Source organism: Streptomyces luomodiensis (assembly GCF_031679605.1).
In the GTDB taxonomy this organism is placed as follows: Bacteria; Actinomycetota; Actinomycetes; order Streptomycetales; family Streptomycetaceae; genus Streptomyces; species Streptomyces luomodiensis.
In genome coordinates this window covers 7,624,347-7,638,436 of record NZ_CP117522.1, presented here as the reverse complement: position 1 = coordinate 7,638,436, position 14,090 = coordinate 7,624,347, and the positions used below count along the sequence as shown (strand labels likewise).

At 69.6% G+C, this 14,090-nt stretch carries 14 protein-coding genes and 2 pseudogenes; 6 read left to right on the top strand and 10 right to left on the bottom strand.

What is annotated here, in order from left to right:
* Window positions 1–66 precede the first annotated feature (66 nt).
* A complete protein-coding gene (locus tag PS467_RS32275; protein ID WP_311038167.1) occupies window positions 67–441 on the bottom strand; it encodes a MerR family transcriptional regulator in 375 nt (124 codons plus the stop codon).
* Window positions 442–486: 45 nt separating this feature from the next.
* Between PS467_RS32275 and PS467_RS32270 the strand changes: the two genes are divergently transcribed.
* A complete protein-coding gene (locus PS467_RS32270) occupies window positions 487–1,380 on the top strand; it encodes an NAD(P)H-binding protein (RefSeq protein ID WP_311038166.1) in 894 nt (297 codons plus the stop codon).
* An 88-nt stretch (window positions 1,381–1,468) separates the two neighbouring features.
* A pseudogene (locus PS467_RS32265) lies at window positions 1,469–1,690 on the top strand (helix-turn-helix domain-containing protein); the annotation flags it as partial.
* A 142-nt stretch (window positions 1,691–1,832) separates the two neighbouring features.
* Here PS467_RS32265 and PS467_RS32260 read toward each other — a convergent pair.
* Both PS467_RS32260 and PS467_RS32255 read right to left on the bottom strand, forming a co-directional pair.
* Entirely contained in the window at window positions 1,833–2,177 is a 345-nt protein-coding gene (locus PS467_RS32260; protein ID WP_311038165.1) for a recombinase family protein, read from the bottom strand.
* A 271-nt stretch (window positions 2,178–2,448) separates the two neighbouring features.
* Complete coding sequence (locus tag PS467_RS32255) at window positions 2,449–2,853, bottom strand: ArsR/SmtB family transcription factor (RefSeq protein ID WP_311038164.1); 405 nt, start codon at window positions 2,851–2,853, stop codon at window positions 2,449–2,451.
* Window positions 2,854–2,966: 113 nt separating this feature from the next.
* On the opposite strand from PS467_RS32255, the gene PS467_RS32250 reads away from it, so the two are divergent.
* Both PS467_RS32250 and PS467_RS32245 read left to right on the top strand, forming a co-directional pair.
* The gene (locus PS467_RS32250; RefSeq protein ID WP_311038163.1) at window positions 2,967–4,946 is read left to right on the top strand and encodes a heavy metal translocating P-type ATPase; all 1,980 of its coding nucleotides are present in this window, start codon (window positions 2,967–2,969) and stop codon (window positions 4,944–4,946) included.
* Window positions 4,943–5,350, top strand: a complete 408-nt coding sequence (locus PS467_RS32245; protein WP_311038162.1) for a (2Fe-2S) ferredoxin domain-containing protein — start codon at window positions 4,943–4,945, stop codon at window positions 5,348–5,350. The genes PS467_RS32250 and PS467_RS32245 overlap by 4 nt, the downstream gene beginning before the upstream one ends.
* 537 nt (window positions 5,351–5,887) lie before the next feature.
* On the opposite strand, the gene PS467_RS32240 is transcribed toward PS467_RS32245, so the two are convergent.
* From PS467_RS32240 to PS467_RS32220, 5 genes are all read right to left on the bottom strand, one after another.
* Entirely contained in the window at window positions 5,888–6,202 is a 315-nt protein-coding gene (locus PS467_RS32240; protein WP_311038161.1) for a hypothetical protein, read from the bottom strand.
* 271 nt (window positions 6,203–6,473) lie between these two features.
* The gene (locus tag PS467_RS32235) at window positions 6,474–7,034 is read right to left on the bottom strand and encodes a hypothetical protein (protein WP_311038160.1); all 561 of its coding nucleotides are present in this window, start codon (window positions 7,032–7,034) and stop codon (window positions 6,474–6,476) included.
* A gap of 145 nt (window positions 7,035–7,179) precedes the next feature.
* The gene (locus PS467_RS32230; protein ID WP_311038159.1) at window positions 7,180–7,506 is read right to left on the bottom strand and encodes a hypothetical protein; all 327 of its coding nucleotides are present in this window, start codon (window positions 7,504–7,506) and stop codon (window positions 7,180–7,182) included.
* A gap of 87 nt (window positions 7,507–7,593) precedes the next feature.
* Window positions 7,594–8,430 (bottom strand): Scr1 family TA system antitoxin-like transcriptional regulator, encoded by an 837-nt coding sequence (locus tag PS467_RS32225; protein WP_311038158.1) that lies wholly within the window; start codon window positions 8,428–8,430, stop codon window positions 7,594–7,596.
* A complete protein-coding gene (locus tag PS467_RS32220; RefSeq protein ID WP_311038157.1) occupies window positions 8,427–9,158 on the bottom strand; it encodes an IclR family transcriptional regulator in 732 nt (243 codons plus the stop codon). Before PS467_RS32220 ends, PS467_RS32225 begins: the two co-directional genes overlap by 4 nt.
* A gap of 167 nt (window positions 9,159–9,325) precedes the next feature.
* Here PS467_RS32220 and PS467_RS32215 point away from each other — a divergent pair, with 167 nt between their 5' ends.
* Complete coding sequence (locus PS467_RS32215) at window positions 9,326–9,649, top strand: hypothetical protein (RefSeq protein WP_311038156.1); 324 nt, start codon at window positions 9,326–9,328, stop codon at window positions 9,647–9,649.
* A 572-nt stretch (window positions 9,650–10,221) separates the two neighbouring features.
* Here the strand turns inward: PS467_RS32215 and PS467_RS32210 are convergent.
* Window positions 10,222–11,451, bottom strand: coding sequence for a glycosyltransferase (locus PS467_RS32210; protein WP_311038155.1), 1,230 nt, complete (start codon window positions 11,449–11,451; stop codon window positions 10,222–10,224).
* Between the two features lie 528 nt (window positions 11,452–11,979).
* Here PS467_RS32210 and PS467_RS32205 point away from each other — a divergent pair.
* The gene (locus PS467_RS32205; RefSeq protein WP_311038154.1) at window positions 11,980–12,204 is read left to right on the top strand and encodes a hypothetical protein; all 225 of its coding nucleotides are present in this window, start codon (window positions 11,980–11,982) and stop codon (window positions 12,202–12,204) included.
* Between the two features lie 40 nt (window positions 12,205–12,244).
* On the opposite strand, the pseudogene PS467_RS32200 reads toward PS467_RS32205, so the two are convergent.
* Window positions 12,245–13,518, bottom strand: a pseudogene (locus PS467_RS32200) (Tn3 family transposase).
* Window positions 13,519–14,090: the final 572 nt, after the last annotated feature.

The window sequence follows — 14,090 nt, the reverse complement described above, 5'->3', positions numbered from 1 at the left end:
GTCAGCGGTCACTTGCTACTGATCAAGGGCCATGGTCATCGACCGCGAATTCCTCACATCGGATGATCAAGGGTCCCAGACGAATGTCGCGCAGTCCGCGCACTCCTCGAGGTACCGATGGCGACACTCGACGGTGTGCCGGAGGAAGGTGATCGCTTGCTGTCTGCTGCGGACCTCACTTTCGAGCGCAGCGATCTTCGCGCGCACGACCTCCTGCGCTGCGGACTTCTTCGGGGACATCGCTGCGGTGACCTCTGGCAACGAGAGCCCGACTTTTCGCAGTTTCAGCACGGTTCGTGCCTGCTCCAGGACGTCGTGGTCGTAGAGGCGGTAACCGTTCGCGTCCCGGTGCACCGTGAGTGCTCCGACGTGCTCCCAGTGCCGTAGGACATGGGCCTCGACTCCAAGCTGCGCAGCCGCCTCGCCGATCGTTATCGCCATTCCGCCCTTGCCTTGATGTCGACCTGAACCTTTAGCCTCCCCAGCATGCCTGACAGTTCTCCCACCCCGCCTACTCCTGCTTGTTCCCGATCGGTCCTGGTCACCGGCGCGACGGGCAACCTGGGCCGTGAGCTCCTCGCCCGGCTGCATGCGCGCGCAACAGCTGTGCGGTGCCTCGATCGTCGCCGTGTTGGCCCGCGACCCGGCATCGAGTCGGTGCGCGGTGACCTGACCGACGCCGACTCCGTCCGTGCGGCGCTCGACGACATCGACACCGTCTTCCTCATATGGCCGCTGCTCGACACCGCCCCCGCCGAGCCCCTGATCGCAGAACTCGCCGCAGCAGCACCGCGCGTCGTCTACCTCTCCTCGACTGCGATCGATGACGCCTCATTTCGCCAAAGCGACCCGATTGTGCAGGTACACGCGGACATGGAACGCCGGCTCCGTGATGCCGGCCTGCATCCCACCGTGCTGCGCAGCGACACGCTGGCGTCCAACACCCGGGGCTGGGCGGCACAGCTGCGCGCAGGCGACGTGGTCAGAGGTCCGGACATAGCGCGCACAGCAGTCGTGGACGAGGGGGATGTCGCGGCCGCAGCCGCGGAGGTCCTCCTTCGACGCCAGGACGATTCGGATCGCACCCCCTACCTGCTGACCGGGCCCGAGCCGCTCAGCAGGGCCGACCAGGTCCGAATCCTCGGTGCCGCCCTCGGACGAAAGTTGCGCTTCGAGCCGGTCCCCGTGGATATCGCGCGCGCACGAATGCTCGCGGACGGCCGTCCCGAACGGCTGGTCGACGCCCTCATCACGGCGTCAACGCGACGACCTGAATCACGCCTTGTCACCGATGATGTCGAGCGCCTGACCGGTAGGCCGGCCCGCCCCTTTGCGCAGTGGGCCATCGACCACAGCACCGAGTTCGGCCCGCGGCCATGACCACACACATCAGTCAGTCTCTAACCGGTGTGATGACGGCCGAAGATCGCTTCCCCGACAATGTCGAAACCGTCACGGGAAACTGCCCATGAGGCACGCCAATGCTCCACTGACCGTCGAGGGTCGACGCCGACTTGTCGAGCGTTGCCGGACTCGTCCAATAGCGCACGTCGCCGCCGAGATGGGAATCTCGCGCGCCTGTGCATCGAAGTGGGTCAACCGCTACCGCCGCTACGGGGCAATCGGCCTGCTCGACCGTTCTTCGACACCACACCGTCAACCCGCCGCGACAGACGCCACAGTCTCGCAGGCAGCTCCGGCAACTCGTCAGGGCCACACCTACACCTTGAAGTCCACCCCGGTGGCGGCGACGCGATAGACCCGCTGGCCTGGCTTCGCAGCCACGGCCTCGACCCCACGTAGAGCGCGATGGAGCCGGCTGGACAGGGGCATCAGTTCGGCGGTCTAGGCGCTTGAGCTCGTGGATGGTGAGGATGGCTTCCTGGTCGGGCGGCCTCCTGGAGGTCGTACGCCAGCTTCAGCGCCTTCTCCAGTTCCGGCCATGTCTTCAGGCGCGTGCTGATCTTCTCGGAGAAGTTCCGCTTGCACACCGGTTCGAGCACATCCAGCTGGCTCTGCAACTCCTGCTGGGCGGTCGAGCAACGCGCGTACCCTCCGGATCGGTTTGGACGCCGCGGCGGCCGGCGCCGTCTGGACGGGCGGGCCCGGCTGTCACGGCCGACCCGGGCCGCGGCACTGCGGTACCGGCACCTCCGGCTCCCCCGGAGCGCGGTCACGAGGAATGAAGAGAGCGGTGTGGTTCTTCGTCGCGGTTTTCCCGCCGCGGGTGCGGCACGGACTCCGCCCGGGACTTCACACGTCGGACCGTCGTTTCGGTCCACCGCGATTGCGACTTGGTCGAGGGGGCTGATCGCCCCGACAGCGTTTCAGCACTGTCTCGCAGAACGCCGGGGGTTTGGAGAGGACTTCTACGAACGGCGGCCTGTGGAAGCCTGATCGAGTCCGGGCCTCTCGCAGCGCGCGCACGCCGAGCAGTGCCCGCGCGGCTCAGGCACTCGTGATGGCGGCGGTGTCGCGCTCCGGCTCCTGGGCGGGCGCTGCGGCGTCGCTCATGCCGAGGCGGAGATGCTCGACATGGTAGAGGGCTTGGTCGAGGAGTTCGGCGACGTGGTTGTCGTAGAGCGCGTAGACGACTGAGCGGCCCTTGCGGGTGCCGGTGACCAGGCCGAGGTTGCGCAGCAGCCGCAGCTGGTGGGAGCAGGCGGACTGCTCCATGCCGACTTCGGCGGCCAGCTCGGTCGCCGGCAGGGGGCCTTCGCGCAGGCGGGCGAGGATGAGCAGGCGTGAGGGGGTGGCCAGGGCCTGCAGGGTGGTGGCGACCTTGGCGGCGCCGGCTGCGTCCAGGCGTGCGCGCGGGACGTTCGTGGTAGGCGGTGCGGCTCCGTGACCCATGCGCCCATGGTACGCCTCGCCATCAACGCATGAATCAGTGTTCATTTATTCCTGTTACGGTGGTGGGGTTGGACTCTGTCCGTCGTCGATTCCGCATCCAGAGGACTGTTTCGATGTCTTCCACTCTCACCCGTCCGGCCCCGCCTGGCGACGCTGCGCGCGAAGCGGTGGCGCCCAGGCGCAGGACCCGGATCTTCGCGCTGCCCGAGGCCCGCTGGGCGGCCGCGGCGCTGGTGCTGTTCCTGATCGCGCTGCCGCTGTATCTGACCGGGGCGCCGGCCTGGGCGTGGGGACCGCTGTTCGCCTTCACCTACGCCACCGGCGGCTGGGAACCCGGCTGGGCCGGATTGCAGGCGCTGCGGGAGAAGACCCTGGATGTCGACCTGCTGATGGTGGTTGCGGCACTGGGGGCGGCGGCGATCGGGCAGGTGCTGGACGGTGCGCTGCTGATTGTCATCTTCGCCACCTCCGGCGCTCTGGAGGCGATCGCCACCGCTCGCACCGCCGACTCCGTACGCGGCCTGCTCGATCTCGCCCCGACGACCGCGACTCGGCTCGCCGACGACGGCACCGAGGAGACGGTGCCGACCGATCAGCTCAGTGTGGGCGACACCATCCTGGTGCGGCCCGGCGAGCGGATCGGCGCCGACGGCAGGGTGCTGGACGGGGCCAGTGAGGTCGACCAGGCCACCATCACCGGCGAGCCCCTCCCCGTCGCCAAGGAAGAGGGCGACGAGGTCTTCGCCGGCACCCTGAACGGCACCGGCGCCCTGCGGGTGAAGGTCGAGCGCGACCCCTCGGACTCGGTGATCGCCCGAATCGTGGCCATGGTCGAGGAAGCCTCCGAGACCAAGGCGCCCACCCAGCTGTTCATCGAGAAGGTCGAGCAGCGCTACAGCATCGGCATGGTCGCCGCCACCCTCGCCCTGTTCGTCCTTCCCCTCATCTTCGGCGCCGATCTGCAGTCCACCCTGCTGCGCGCCATGACCTTCATGATCGTCGCCTCGCCCTGTGCGGTGGTGCTGGCCACGATGCCGCCGCTGCTGTCCGCCATCGCCAACGCCGGACGCCACGGCGTGCTGGTCAAGTCCGCGGTGGTCATGGAGCGCCTCGGGCAGGTGGACGCGGTTGCCCTGGACAAGACCGGCACGCTGACCGAGGGAACCCCCCGTGTGACCGACATCCGCCCGCTGGCCTCCTCCGGCCTGAGCGAGGATGAGCTGCTGCGGCTGGCAGCGGCGGCCGAGCACCCCAGCGAGCACCCGCTGGCCCGCGCGATCGTGGACGCCGCCCGCGCCCGCGACCTCGACATCCCGCTGGTGGAGGACTTCGCCTCCTCCCCGGGAACCGGGGTGAGCGCGAAGGTCGAGGGCCGCACCGTCGCGGTCGGCAGTCCCGCCCGCCTCCTGGACAATCCCACCAGCCACCCGACCGCCACAGCGGCCGCGAGGCTGGAGGAAGAGGGCCGCACGGCCGTGCTGGTCACGCTGCACGGCACGCCGGTGGGGGTGCTGGGCATCGCCGACCGGCTGCGCGAGGAGGCCGCTGCCACCGTCACAACCCTGGGAGAGCTGACGAGCACCGCCCCGGTGCTGGTCACCGGCGACAACCCGCGCGCGGCCGCCCGGCTCGCCGACGAGGTCGGCATCACCGACGTCCGCGCCGGCTTGCTGCCGCAGGACAAGGTGAGTGCTGTGCAGGAGATGGAGCAGGCCGGGCGGAAAGTGCTGGTGGTCGGCGACGGGGTCAACGACGCCCCCGCACTCGCCGCCGCCCACACCGGCATCGCCATGGGCCGCGCCGGGTCCGACCTCGCCCTGGAGACCGCCGACGCCGTCGTGGTCCGCGATGAACTGGCCACCATCCCCACCGTTGTCCGCCTCTCCCGCCAAGCGCGCCGCCTGGTGGTGCAGAACCTGGTCATCGCCGGGATCTTCATCACCGGACTGGTCATCTGGGACCTGGTCGGCCACCTGCCCCTGCCGCTGGGTGTCGCAGGCCACGAGGGCTCCACCGTCATCGTCGGCCTCAACGGCCTGCGCCTGCTCGCCGACGGCACCTGGCGCCGCGCCCGCACCGGGACCGGCCGGTGAGCCGCCGCGCCCGCAAGGCCGCCCCCGCCACCGCCGGGGCAGCCCGCTGTACCGTCACCGTCTGCCGCGGCTGCTGCTGCGGCACCCCCAAGATCCCCGGCGTCGACCACGCCGCCCAGCTCGCCGGACTGCGCCGGGCGCTGGAGGGCACCGCTCAGGTACGGGTGACCGACTGCCTGGACGCCTGCGAACACGCCAACGTCATCGTCGTCCAGCCCTCCACCGCCGGACGAGCCGCCGGCGGACGCCCCATCTGGCTGGGCCTGGTCAACGACCTCGACGCCACCGACGACATCGCAGCCTGGGTGCGCTCGGGCGGCCCTGGGCTCGCCGACCCGCCCGACGTGCTCGACCTGTATGCGTTCACCCCCTCCCGCCGTATCCGCCAAGCCGTCGACGGCTGACCACACCCCATCCCAGACCCGGCCCCGGCTCCCGGTCCATCCCTCGTCGTCTGTCACCGCACCGGCTGTGACGGGTCCCTCAGCAGGCGCCCCGTCGGTGGGGACGGCGGCGCGGAAGCTGTAGCGGCCCAGGCCATTGAGGGTCGCGTGCCGCAGTGGGACAGCCGGGTCACGCCTTCGGCCGTCGTGCTCGCGCGCTAACGGGCGGAGCTCCGAAGAGGCGGCTTCGGAAGGGAGACGGCATGGGTGGGCATCGATCGCTCCCGGGAACGGCAAGGCCCAGGGGCGGGCACCCTGTGGTGCCCGCCCCTGGGCCTAGAGCAGCCTGAGACGCAGAGGAGGCTGGCCATTTATGGCGGTCCGGCTGCCGACTGCGGGGAAGCGGCGGCCGTGGCCGTGGCGCCGCCGAGGGCCGCTGTGGCGGCGAGCACGGCGGTCACAGCCCTCCAGATCGGCGATACGAGCCTCCACGGTTGGCGGTAGTGCCCGCGCCCCGGCCGGGCGACGCTCAGGTCAGCGCGGCCGGGGGCGGGAGTCTCATCCGGCGGGGACGTACGGAAGGGCGACGCGCACCTTGTCCTCCAGGCGCTCTATGCACAGGTTGCAGCTGTAGAGCGACACTTGGTGATCCGCGTGCTCGACCGTGCCGAGCAGCAGCGTCGGCCGGTCGACGCGCTGGCACCACAGCCAGCACTCGCCCGGGGCCCACCGTCGCCCCCGCCACTCGGCCCTCGTTGGATCCGCGTCGCGGGTGAGGGCAGCGTCCTGGTCTCTGTGTTCCAGGTGCCGGATGCACCGCTCGCAGGCGTGCAGGGGGGCATTGCCGCCCACCAGATGACCGGCCCTAGCCACAGCACCGGGACCGCGGTGCGCTCGCACCACAGCCAGCACTCGCCCAGAGCCCATCTCCGCCGCACGAGCGGTCTCCTTTCTGTCGTGACGGCTCCGGCCGCCCTCCCCTCGGGGGTAGGAAGCGGCGGCCGGAGCCTGGGACCACCCCGGCCGGGGCTCGTGGGCGCGCCCGGTCGGGGTGGGGGTCATGGGTGGTGGGTGATGCCGTAGCTGAGCACGCCCAGGAGCGCGGCCACGGCCAGGACGTACAGCATCTGCTCGGTACGGGGGCTCATCGCGGGCCTTCCGGGTGAGCGAGGAGGTGGACGCGGTCGCCACCGGTCGTGCTCAGACAGGGGTGGCAGGCGTAGCGGACGTGGGTGCCGGTACTGAACGACTCGCATGCGTCGATCACCTGAGCGTCACGCGTGGGGGTGGCGCAGAAGTGGCACACCACCACGGGGCTTCGTCCCGCTGCCTGATCCAGCGGCCCGACCAGGCTTTCCATGGCCGAGCGCAGCGTGTTGGGGTCGGTGAACAGTCCGTTCGCCTTCGGGGTGCGGAGCCACACGTTGACTCCCCGGTAGCCATTCAGTCGGGGCACGAGGAGGCTGTCTCCAGCCCGGTACAGGGTCAGACGCAGTGGTTCGGGGGTGGGCCAGCCGTCGACTCCTCCCGGAGGCACGAACCACACCAGGTGGCGTAACGCCGTGTCTTCGAGGACCGCGCCGGTGTGGTCGCCCAGGGCGTCGAGGACGCAGCGGCCCCAGTCGTTCGCGGTGGAGATCGCGTGCCAGGTGTCGTCGGCGTACTTGATGCCGATCGGGGTGTCCGGTCGGAGGCTGGCGGGCACGGCCCCGCTCATAGCTGTCCTCTCATTGGTGGTGCATGTCGGTGATGTCCGCCCCGGCATGACGCTGGCGCGGGACGGAAGAGAGGGGCGGGCTGCTGACCTGGGGTGTGTCCGGGTGGGGCCGGACGGTCAGCGGCCCGCCCGGTCAGGGCGTGGGCTCGGGCCCGCAGCACCGCCTGCCGCCACGGATGGCGGTCAGGCTCAACCTCCGGGGAGTGCCGCATCCGGTGCAGACGAGTCGCCAGGGGCGGTCCGTCGTGCGGGGGTAGTCCTCATCCGGGTCGAATCCGGCGTGCCGCACCTCCCACAGTGCCGAGTCCAATTGGGCGGCCGGGTCCCAGTTCAGGGGTGTCTCCTGGCCTGGGCGGAAGGCGCTGAGCGGGCCGGGGATGTGGCATGAGTGGCCGCCGAACAGCAGGCCGAGGCTGATCCACCGGCGGCCGGCTGGGGCACGGTCAACGTGGTTGCTCACAGGACTCCCTCCCCTCCCGGGGCGAGGTACAGGCGGCTCTCAGTGCGCACCGGGCGCGCCGGAGGGCTCGGTGCGGCGGCCCGCTCCTCAACGGGGGCGCGCCCCATCGTTCACGCACACTGCTGCGTCATCGAGGGGCACGGCGGCGTCCATGGCGACTCGCAGCCTGTGCTGCCAGGGGCCCAGGGCCTCACCGGTGTGGTAGATGACGAAGTCGGCCCGTTCCTCCGCGACGAGGGTGTGCCCGTGGAGTGTCATCTGGTACAGCAGGAGGCCGCGGGGCGGTAAGACCCGCTGAGGCACCACCAGAATCCGCGGTCCCTGTGGCGACCTGGTGAGCTGCTGCAGATGCGCGACCTGGTCCGGCATCACGTCCGGTTCGCCGAGGGGCCTGTGCAACCCCATCTCGTCCAGCAGCAGCGTCACATCCTCGCCGGTGCCGGCGGTCAGTGGCGCGCGTGGCGGGACATGGAGTTGCAGCTCGGCGCGGAAGTGCTGGGCCATCAGACCCACCGGGTAGTCCGGGATGCGCAGGAAGTCCGGAAGGGCATGTCCGGTGTGGATGACCGTGCTGTCCGCCTGGCGCTGGCAGGCGTGGAGCCGGTCCAGCCAGCCCGGCACCGCGTCGTGCAGCACGTGCCGGTGCGGCTTCTGCAACAGGTGGTCGACGGCGCGCAGGTGCGCTTTGCCATCGATGCCGTAGTACTCCAGGAGTCTGATGACATCCGCAACGCGGTGCAGACGGCCGGTCTCCAGCCGCGACACCTTAGCTGCCGAACCACCAATCGCCCACGCGGCCTCTTTGCCGCTCACGCCACGCGAGAGCCGTACGGCCCGCAGGTACGCCCCGACGACCAGCGCAGCGGCAGCGGGCGCCTCACCCTCACGCGGAGGCCGGATCTTGCCTTGGAACGCTGTTTTCATCCGGTCCTCCGCCTGGTGGTCAGCAGGTGCAGGCTGCTCACCCTCTGTGCCGGCGCGCCGGGTACTGCAGCGCCTTTGCGGTAGAGGCATTCACTGATCACGTCGCTCTCCGATGCAACGGCGATCAGTGACTCGCCATGCGTCCGCCCCGGAGTATCGGTGAGGACCGCGACCGGACCGGAGATCTCCAAGACGGCCACAACTCGCTTGCGCCGGTCCAGGACGGGAGCAGCGACGATGGCGACACAGTTGTCACGGCCGCCGAAGCCCTGCACCCAACCCCGGCGCCGAGTCCGGGCCAGCGTGTCGGCCCTGTAAGGAACGGCGGCGGAGACTCCTGCACCACCGGACCGGCTCGACTGCCAGGTGAGGAACGTCAAGGTGACAGGGTCAGCCCTCAGAGGTGCGAGCCGGCCGAGCAGTGAGCGCTGCGGTGCGTGAAGGTCCAGGACCTCAGCGATACAGACCCGTGTGGCGGGACTGTGGAGCTGATGTAGGCGGACAGCGAATGCGCCGGTCGCATCACGCAAGGCGACGAGCCTGTCGGCCCACGCGTTCGCCGCGGGAACGCCGTCACCCGCAGCCGCCAGCTGGGCGATACGCGGTCCGAGGGTGCTCTCCAGCTCGGCCCAGACCCTTTTCCCACCGTCCAGGATCTCGACGCCCCAGGTCCGCGAGAACGCGTCGACGACAGCGAGGCCGCCCCCGAAGCCGTCGCCCAGGCGCATGCCGACTTCGCCGACCTCCAGGACGCCGACGACATCCCCCGCCCCCGCCGAGTCCGCATCCGGCGGCCGGACGACCCGCTCACCTCGACGCCAGCCGGACCATGATCAATCTCAACGGCACTTTCTGTACCGCAACTACTCACACCCGGTATCCGTCAGGAAGCGACGTGGCAGGCCCGGATCGAGGCCCTGCCGTCAGCCGGACCTCCCTGCAAGCCGATCTGCTGGCCGCCGACGCCCGAACCGCCCGGCTCGCCGCCCAGGTCCGCCGCCTCGAAGCGCGCCTCAGCGAGGTCCTGGGCGAGCAGGTCTGGCGTGAGTCCGGCATCGGCGGCCCCGAGGACACCGAACCGCTCAAGGCCCGGATCACCACCCTCGAACAACAGGTGATCGACTTGGAGCTGAAACGCCAGGAGCGTGACGACGACCTCGCCGCCGCCCGCGCCGCCAACCGCGAGCTGATGGCCCAGCTCAACCGCCACACCGACTGATCAAGCAGCCCGTGACCAGCTGAAACGCGCGAGGGCCCGGTTCCCAGCCGCTGCACGGCCGGGAGTCGGCACAGGGCGCCCCGAGGCGGTGACGGCGACACCGCCTCGGGCGTTCACTGGAAGTATGGCGTTTTACGACGCTAGCTTCGTAAAAGCTCCCGCTGGACAAAGGACCAGGTGGAGGCCCTGCGCGAGGCGATGTCCTCGATCGCGGAAGGGGCGCGGCCGTGCAGCGTGCGCCACGTCTACTACCTGGGCATCGGACGGCTGTGGGACAAGGACACCGGCACCTCGTGCCGGAACTACTCGGTCGTCGTCCGGGAACTGGGCTATATGCGGGAGTCCGGGAAGATCCCGTGGGAATGGATCACCGACGGAACCCGCATGGTGCGGCAGGAGCTCCAGTACGACTCCATCGAGGAGCCATGGAGCGCGCTGCGGAAGGCTACCGGCGCAACCTGTGGGCCCCGCAGAGCCGCCGCGTCGAGGTCTGGTGCGAGAGTGCAGCGTTGGGGGCGTGCTTTTGCCCGTGGCCTCCGCGTGGGGCGTGGGGCTCGACGATCCGGCGTGGTTTACACGGACATTGCCGGCCTTTTTCCGCTGACCGTGTCGAGCAGCAGCTTCGCGGCCACCGTCGCCCCGTTGGTGCGGATCGTGCCGGCCACGGCGGTCGCTCGTGCGCGGGTCTCGGGGCTCAGGGCCGTGCTCAGCGCGGCCGACAGGGATTCGAAGGTCGGGGTCGGACCGTCGTGTGCCGCGCCGATGCCCAACTCGGCCACCCGGCCGGCCCAGTACGGCTGATCCGCCAACTGGGGAACCACTACCTGGGGGGCGCCGACCCGGGCGGCCGTCGTCGTCGTACCCGCGCCGCCATGGTGCACGACAGCGGCTACCCGGCCGAACAGTGCCTGATGGTTGACCTCGCCGACGGCGAAGCAGTCCTCCCGGCCGTCGATCAGCGCCAGGTCCGCCCAGCCGCGCCCGATGACGACGCGGCGGCCCTGCGCGCGGACCGCCTCGATGGCCACCTGGGCGACGTCCGTCGAGGCGTGCATCGGCATGCTGCCGAAGCCCACGTACACCGGTGGCGCGTCGGCCTCCAGGAACGCCACCAACTCGGCCGGGAGCGGGCGTTCGTCCGGCACCATCCACGCGCCGGTCTGAACGACGTCGAGGTCGGGTGTCTCCTGCCACGGATCCAGGATCGGGTCCGTCGCCAGCCATGGCTGGTTGCCGATGACGTAGTCGCGGACGTGCTTCACCGGGGGCAGACCGGCCGCCGCCCGGTTCGTGTTGAGCGCCTCGCCGAACAGCGCGTCGATGCTCTGAGCGTCCAGATCCCACAGCACCCGGTTGTCGGTCACCTCCGGCGGGAACGGCCGCCCCGGATACGCCAGTGGCCGGCGGTGCGGCGCCGGCAGGGTGAGCTGCTGGAAGGTCACGGACACGGATCGGATGCCCAGCATCTCGGCCACCGACAGCGCTCCGGCCGCGGCTGGCATCATCCCTGTCGCCACCAGCACGTCGCATCCCTCGGCCGCCGCGGTGACCGCGTCGAACTGCCCGGCGATCACCTCAGCCGCGCGCTGCGGCAGGCTCGACGCCGGCGGGGCCTCCTTCGTCAACGCCCGCGCCGACCGGCTGACGGGCACCAGCGGCACGCCCACACCGCCCAACCGCTGCGCGAAGTCCTCGTCCGGCGGCGCGCACACCTGCACCTGCGTGCCGAGTTCCCGTAACCGCACCGCGAGTCCCACCAGCGGTTCGACGTCCCCGCGCGACCCATAAGTCGATAACAACACACGCACTTCGCGACACCCGTTTCTGTAGGTTCTGGCTTCGACCGGCGATTCTGTGGCACGCCGGGGGTCTTGCCGCAAGCCCCCTGGTGCGCTATATGTTGAGCATGGCAAGGAGTGGGTAACCTCCTTGCCTTTGCCTTTTGCCGTCCGTTATGGACGGACGACCTCCTTTCGAAGCGGCGGCCCGCCGCGTACGGCGGTGCCGTCGGCCCCGGAGGATCTCCGACGAGCTGTGCACTCCGTCGAAGCCTGGTCGACGACATCCGGCAGTGGAACATCGAGGCCCGGACGGAAGATGCCGAGCGGGAGCTGCTGCGCTCCCTGCGAGGGACAGTGAGGAAGATCGTTCGCCGCGCGTCCGCCGAGCCGGTCGCCGAAGACGACGAAGACGTGTAGGCCCCGTGCACCACACATGTTGCATCAGCTACAGTGCTCGCGACCGCTCCTGAACTGCGGAAACTCCAACCCGCACACTCGTGGCGCCCCGGAGAAACGTCGGTGACTACGATCCCAGCGGTCTGAGCATTCTTGACCACCTTCCGACAGCTGGGACAGACATTCGGGGTCGCGGCCTTCGGCGTGCTGTTCCAGCCCGGCGCTGCCGACATGTCCGAGGGCCTGAACCGGGTCCTGATCGCTGCCGCGGCGGCCAGGATTATCGGCTCCGTCCTCGCCTACGCCTTCTTGCCCAAACCGGGGAAGGAGGGGGCCGCACCGGCATCCGGCCGCCGGAACCTCACCGGGAGCCGGTGAGGTTCCCACCTGCGATCCGCTTCGTCAGGCGGCTCGCAGGTTAGTCGTCACTGCCTGGAGTGTCGTCCCGGAGCGGGGTGAAGTCGACGTCCAGCTTCGGGTCGTACGCGTCGGGCTTGATGCCAAGTTCGTGTGTGCTGTACTCGCCGAATCGGTTGATGTGCTCGGTGAGATACGGCGAGATGTGGGCCAGGTCCTCCGGCTCGATCGTCAACCCCTCGTCCAGCAGCTGCCGCACGATCTCCGCGATGTCCAGGGCGTTATGGAAGATGACGGCGTTCGTGAGCAGGGCGTTGAACTTCATCGCCTTCTCCTGCTCGACGGGGTCGTTGTCGGCGATGACGCCGCGGTTGCCGAAGCCGATCCACTGCGAGAAGCCGTTGAATGCTTCGGTCTTGTTCGTCGCCGCGGTCACCCGACGGCGAAGCGCCGGATCAGAGAGATAGCGCAGCAGCTGCCCGGTACGGATCACGCGGCCGACCTCACGGAACGCGGCGTAGGTGGCGTTCTTCTTGGAGCCCGAGCGCAGCCGCTTGAGCAGCGTGGACGAGGAGATCGCCCCCTCCCGTACAGAGACGGCGACTTTCATCAGGTGGCGGAACTGGAACTCGATCAGGTCCCAGTCGATGACGTTCTTGCCGCTCTCGCCGAACAGCGCGTCGATGTGCACGTACTCGGTGGTCTTGGCCAGCCGGTAGAAGGTCAGCCCCTTCCAGTTCCTGATCCTGGGCATCAGATCGAAGCCCAGCAGGTGCGCGAGCGCGAATACCGGCTGGGACTGGCCTTGGGTGTCCCCGTGCACGGTGGTCGGCTTCACCTCGGAGGAGTTCTTCAGCAGACCCTCGATGATGTAGACGACCTCCCACACCCGCACGGGATGAAGTGCGTGAACAGCGCGACGTAGGTGTCGGAGATGTGGTGGTAGGCGATGCCGCCCGGCTTGCCGTACCTCACCGAGGTCTCGGCGAGCAGGTTGTCGAGGTAGGTGTCCATGTGGGTGCCGTCAGCCGCCACAGTGGTGCCGTCGCCCCACGCCTGGGAGATGTCCAAGCGGGCGTGCGCGTTGACCAGGTCGGCGATCGCCTCGTTCAGCAGCACGATCGAGAAGTGCCGGTTCGCCACGTACGCCAGCTCGTGCCCGCTCACGCCGGGAATGTGCCGGGCGGCCTCGTACGGGCCCATGTTGGTGCCCTTGACGAAGGTCGTGATGACGTAGCGGCCGAAGGGATCGTCCAACTTCGGCTCGTTGCCGGAGGCCGGTCCGAAGCGCTGCCACCAATCCACCCAGTACGCGGTCCTCGCTACGATCCCCATAAGGGAGCGCTCCGGCATCCGGGCCTTGATCTCCTGCTCTAGGGCGTGTTTCGAAACTCCCGCCTGCCCCGCGACGCCTGGCACGCGCGCTCGCCGCGTTGTCGGGATCGTCCGAGTAGGCCCACTACGAGGACGACCCTCCGCCTTGCGATCACACGCACCAGACGCCGCGGGGCCCGCCCTCCGGGCGGACGGCGCTACTTTCGAAACACGCCCTAGGCGCCTCGCCGAAGGCCGCTGCCCCTTCGAGCGGTGCGGCTTCAGCGACGGGATACCGGTCTCCGGGTCGATGACCAAGCCTTCGTTGTCCGGGGACCCGGCATCCGCCGCCGCGGCGGCTGCGGTGAGCTTGTCCTCCAGCTGCCGACGGAAACAGGCCGCGTCGAACGCGCCGGTCTCGCTCTCCTCGCACAGGCCGACCTCGACCAGATAGGTGCCCAGCTTCTCCTTCACGACCTCCCAGTCCAGCAACTGCTTGGACCAGTCCGCGTGCTCCTCCGAGCCGACCACCGCGACGTCGCCGGTGCGCAGTTCCTCGGCGAGCGCGGTGAAGACCATCGCCTCGAAGTGCT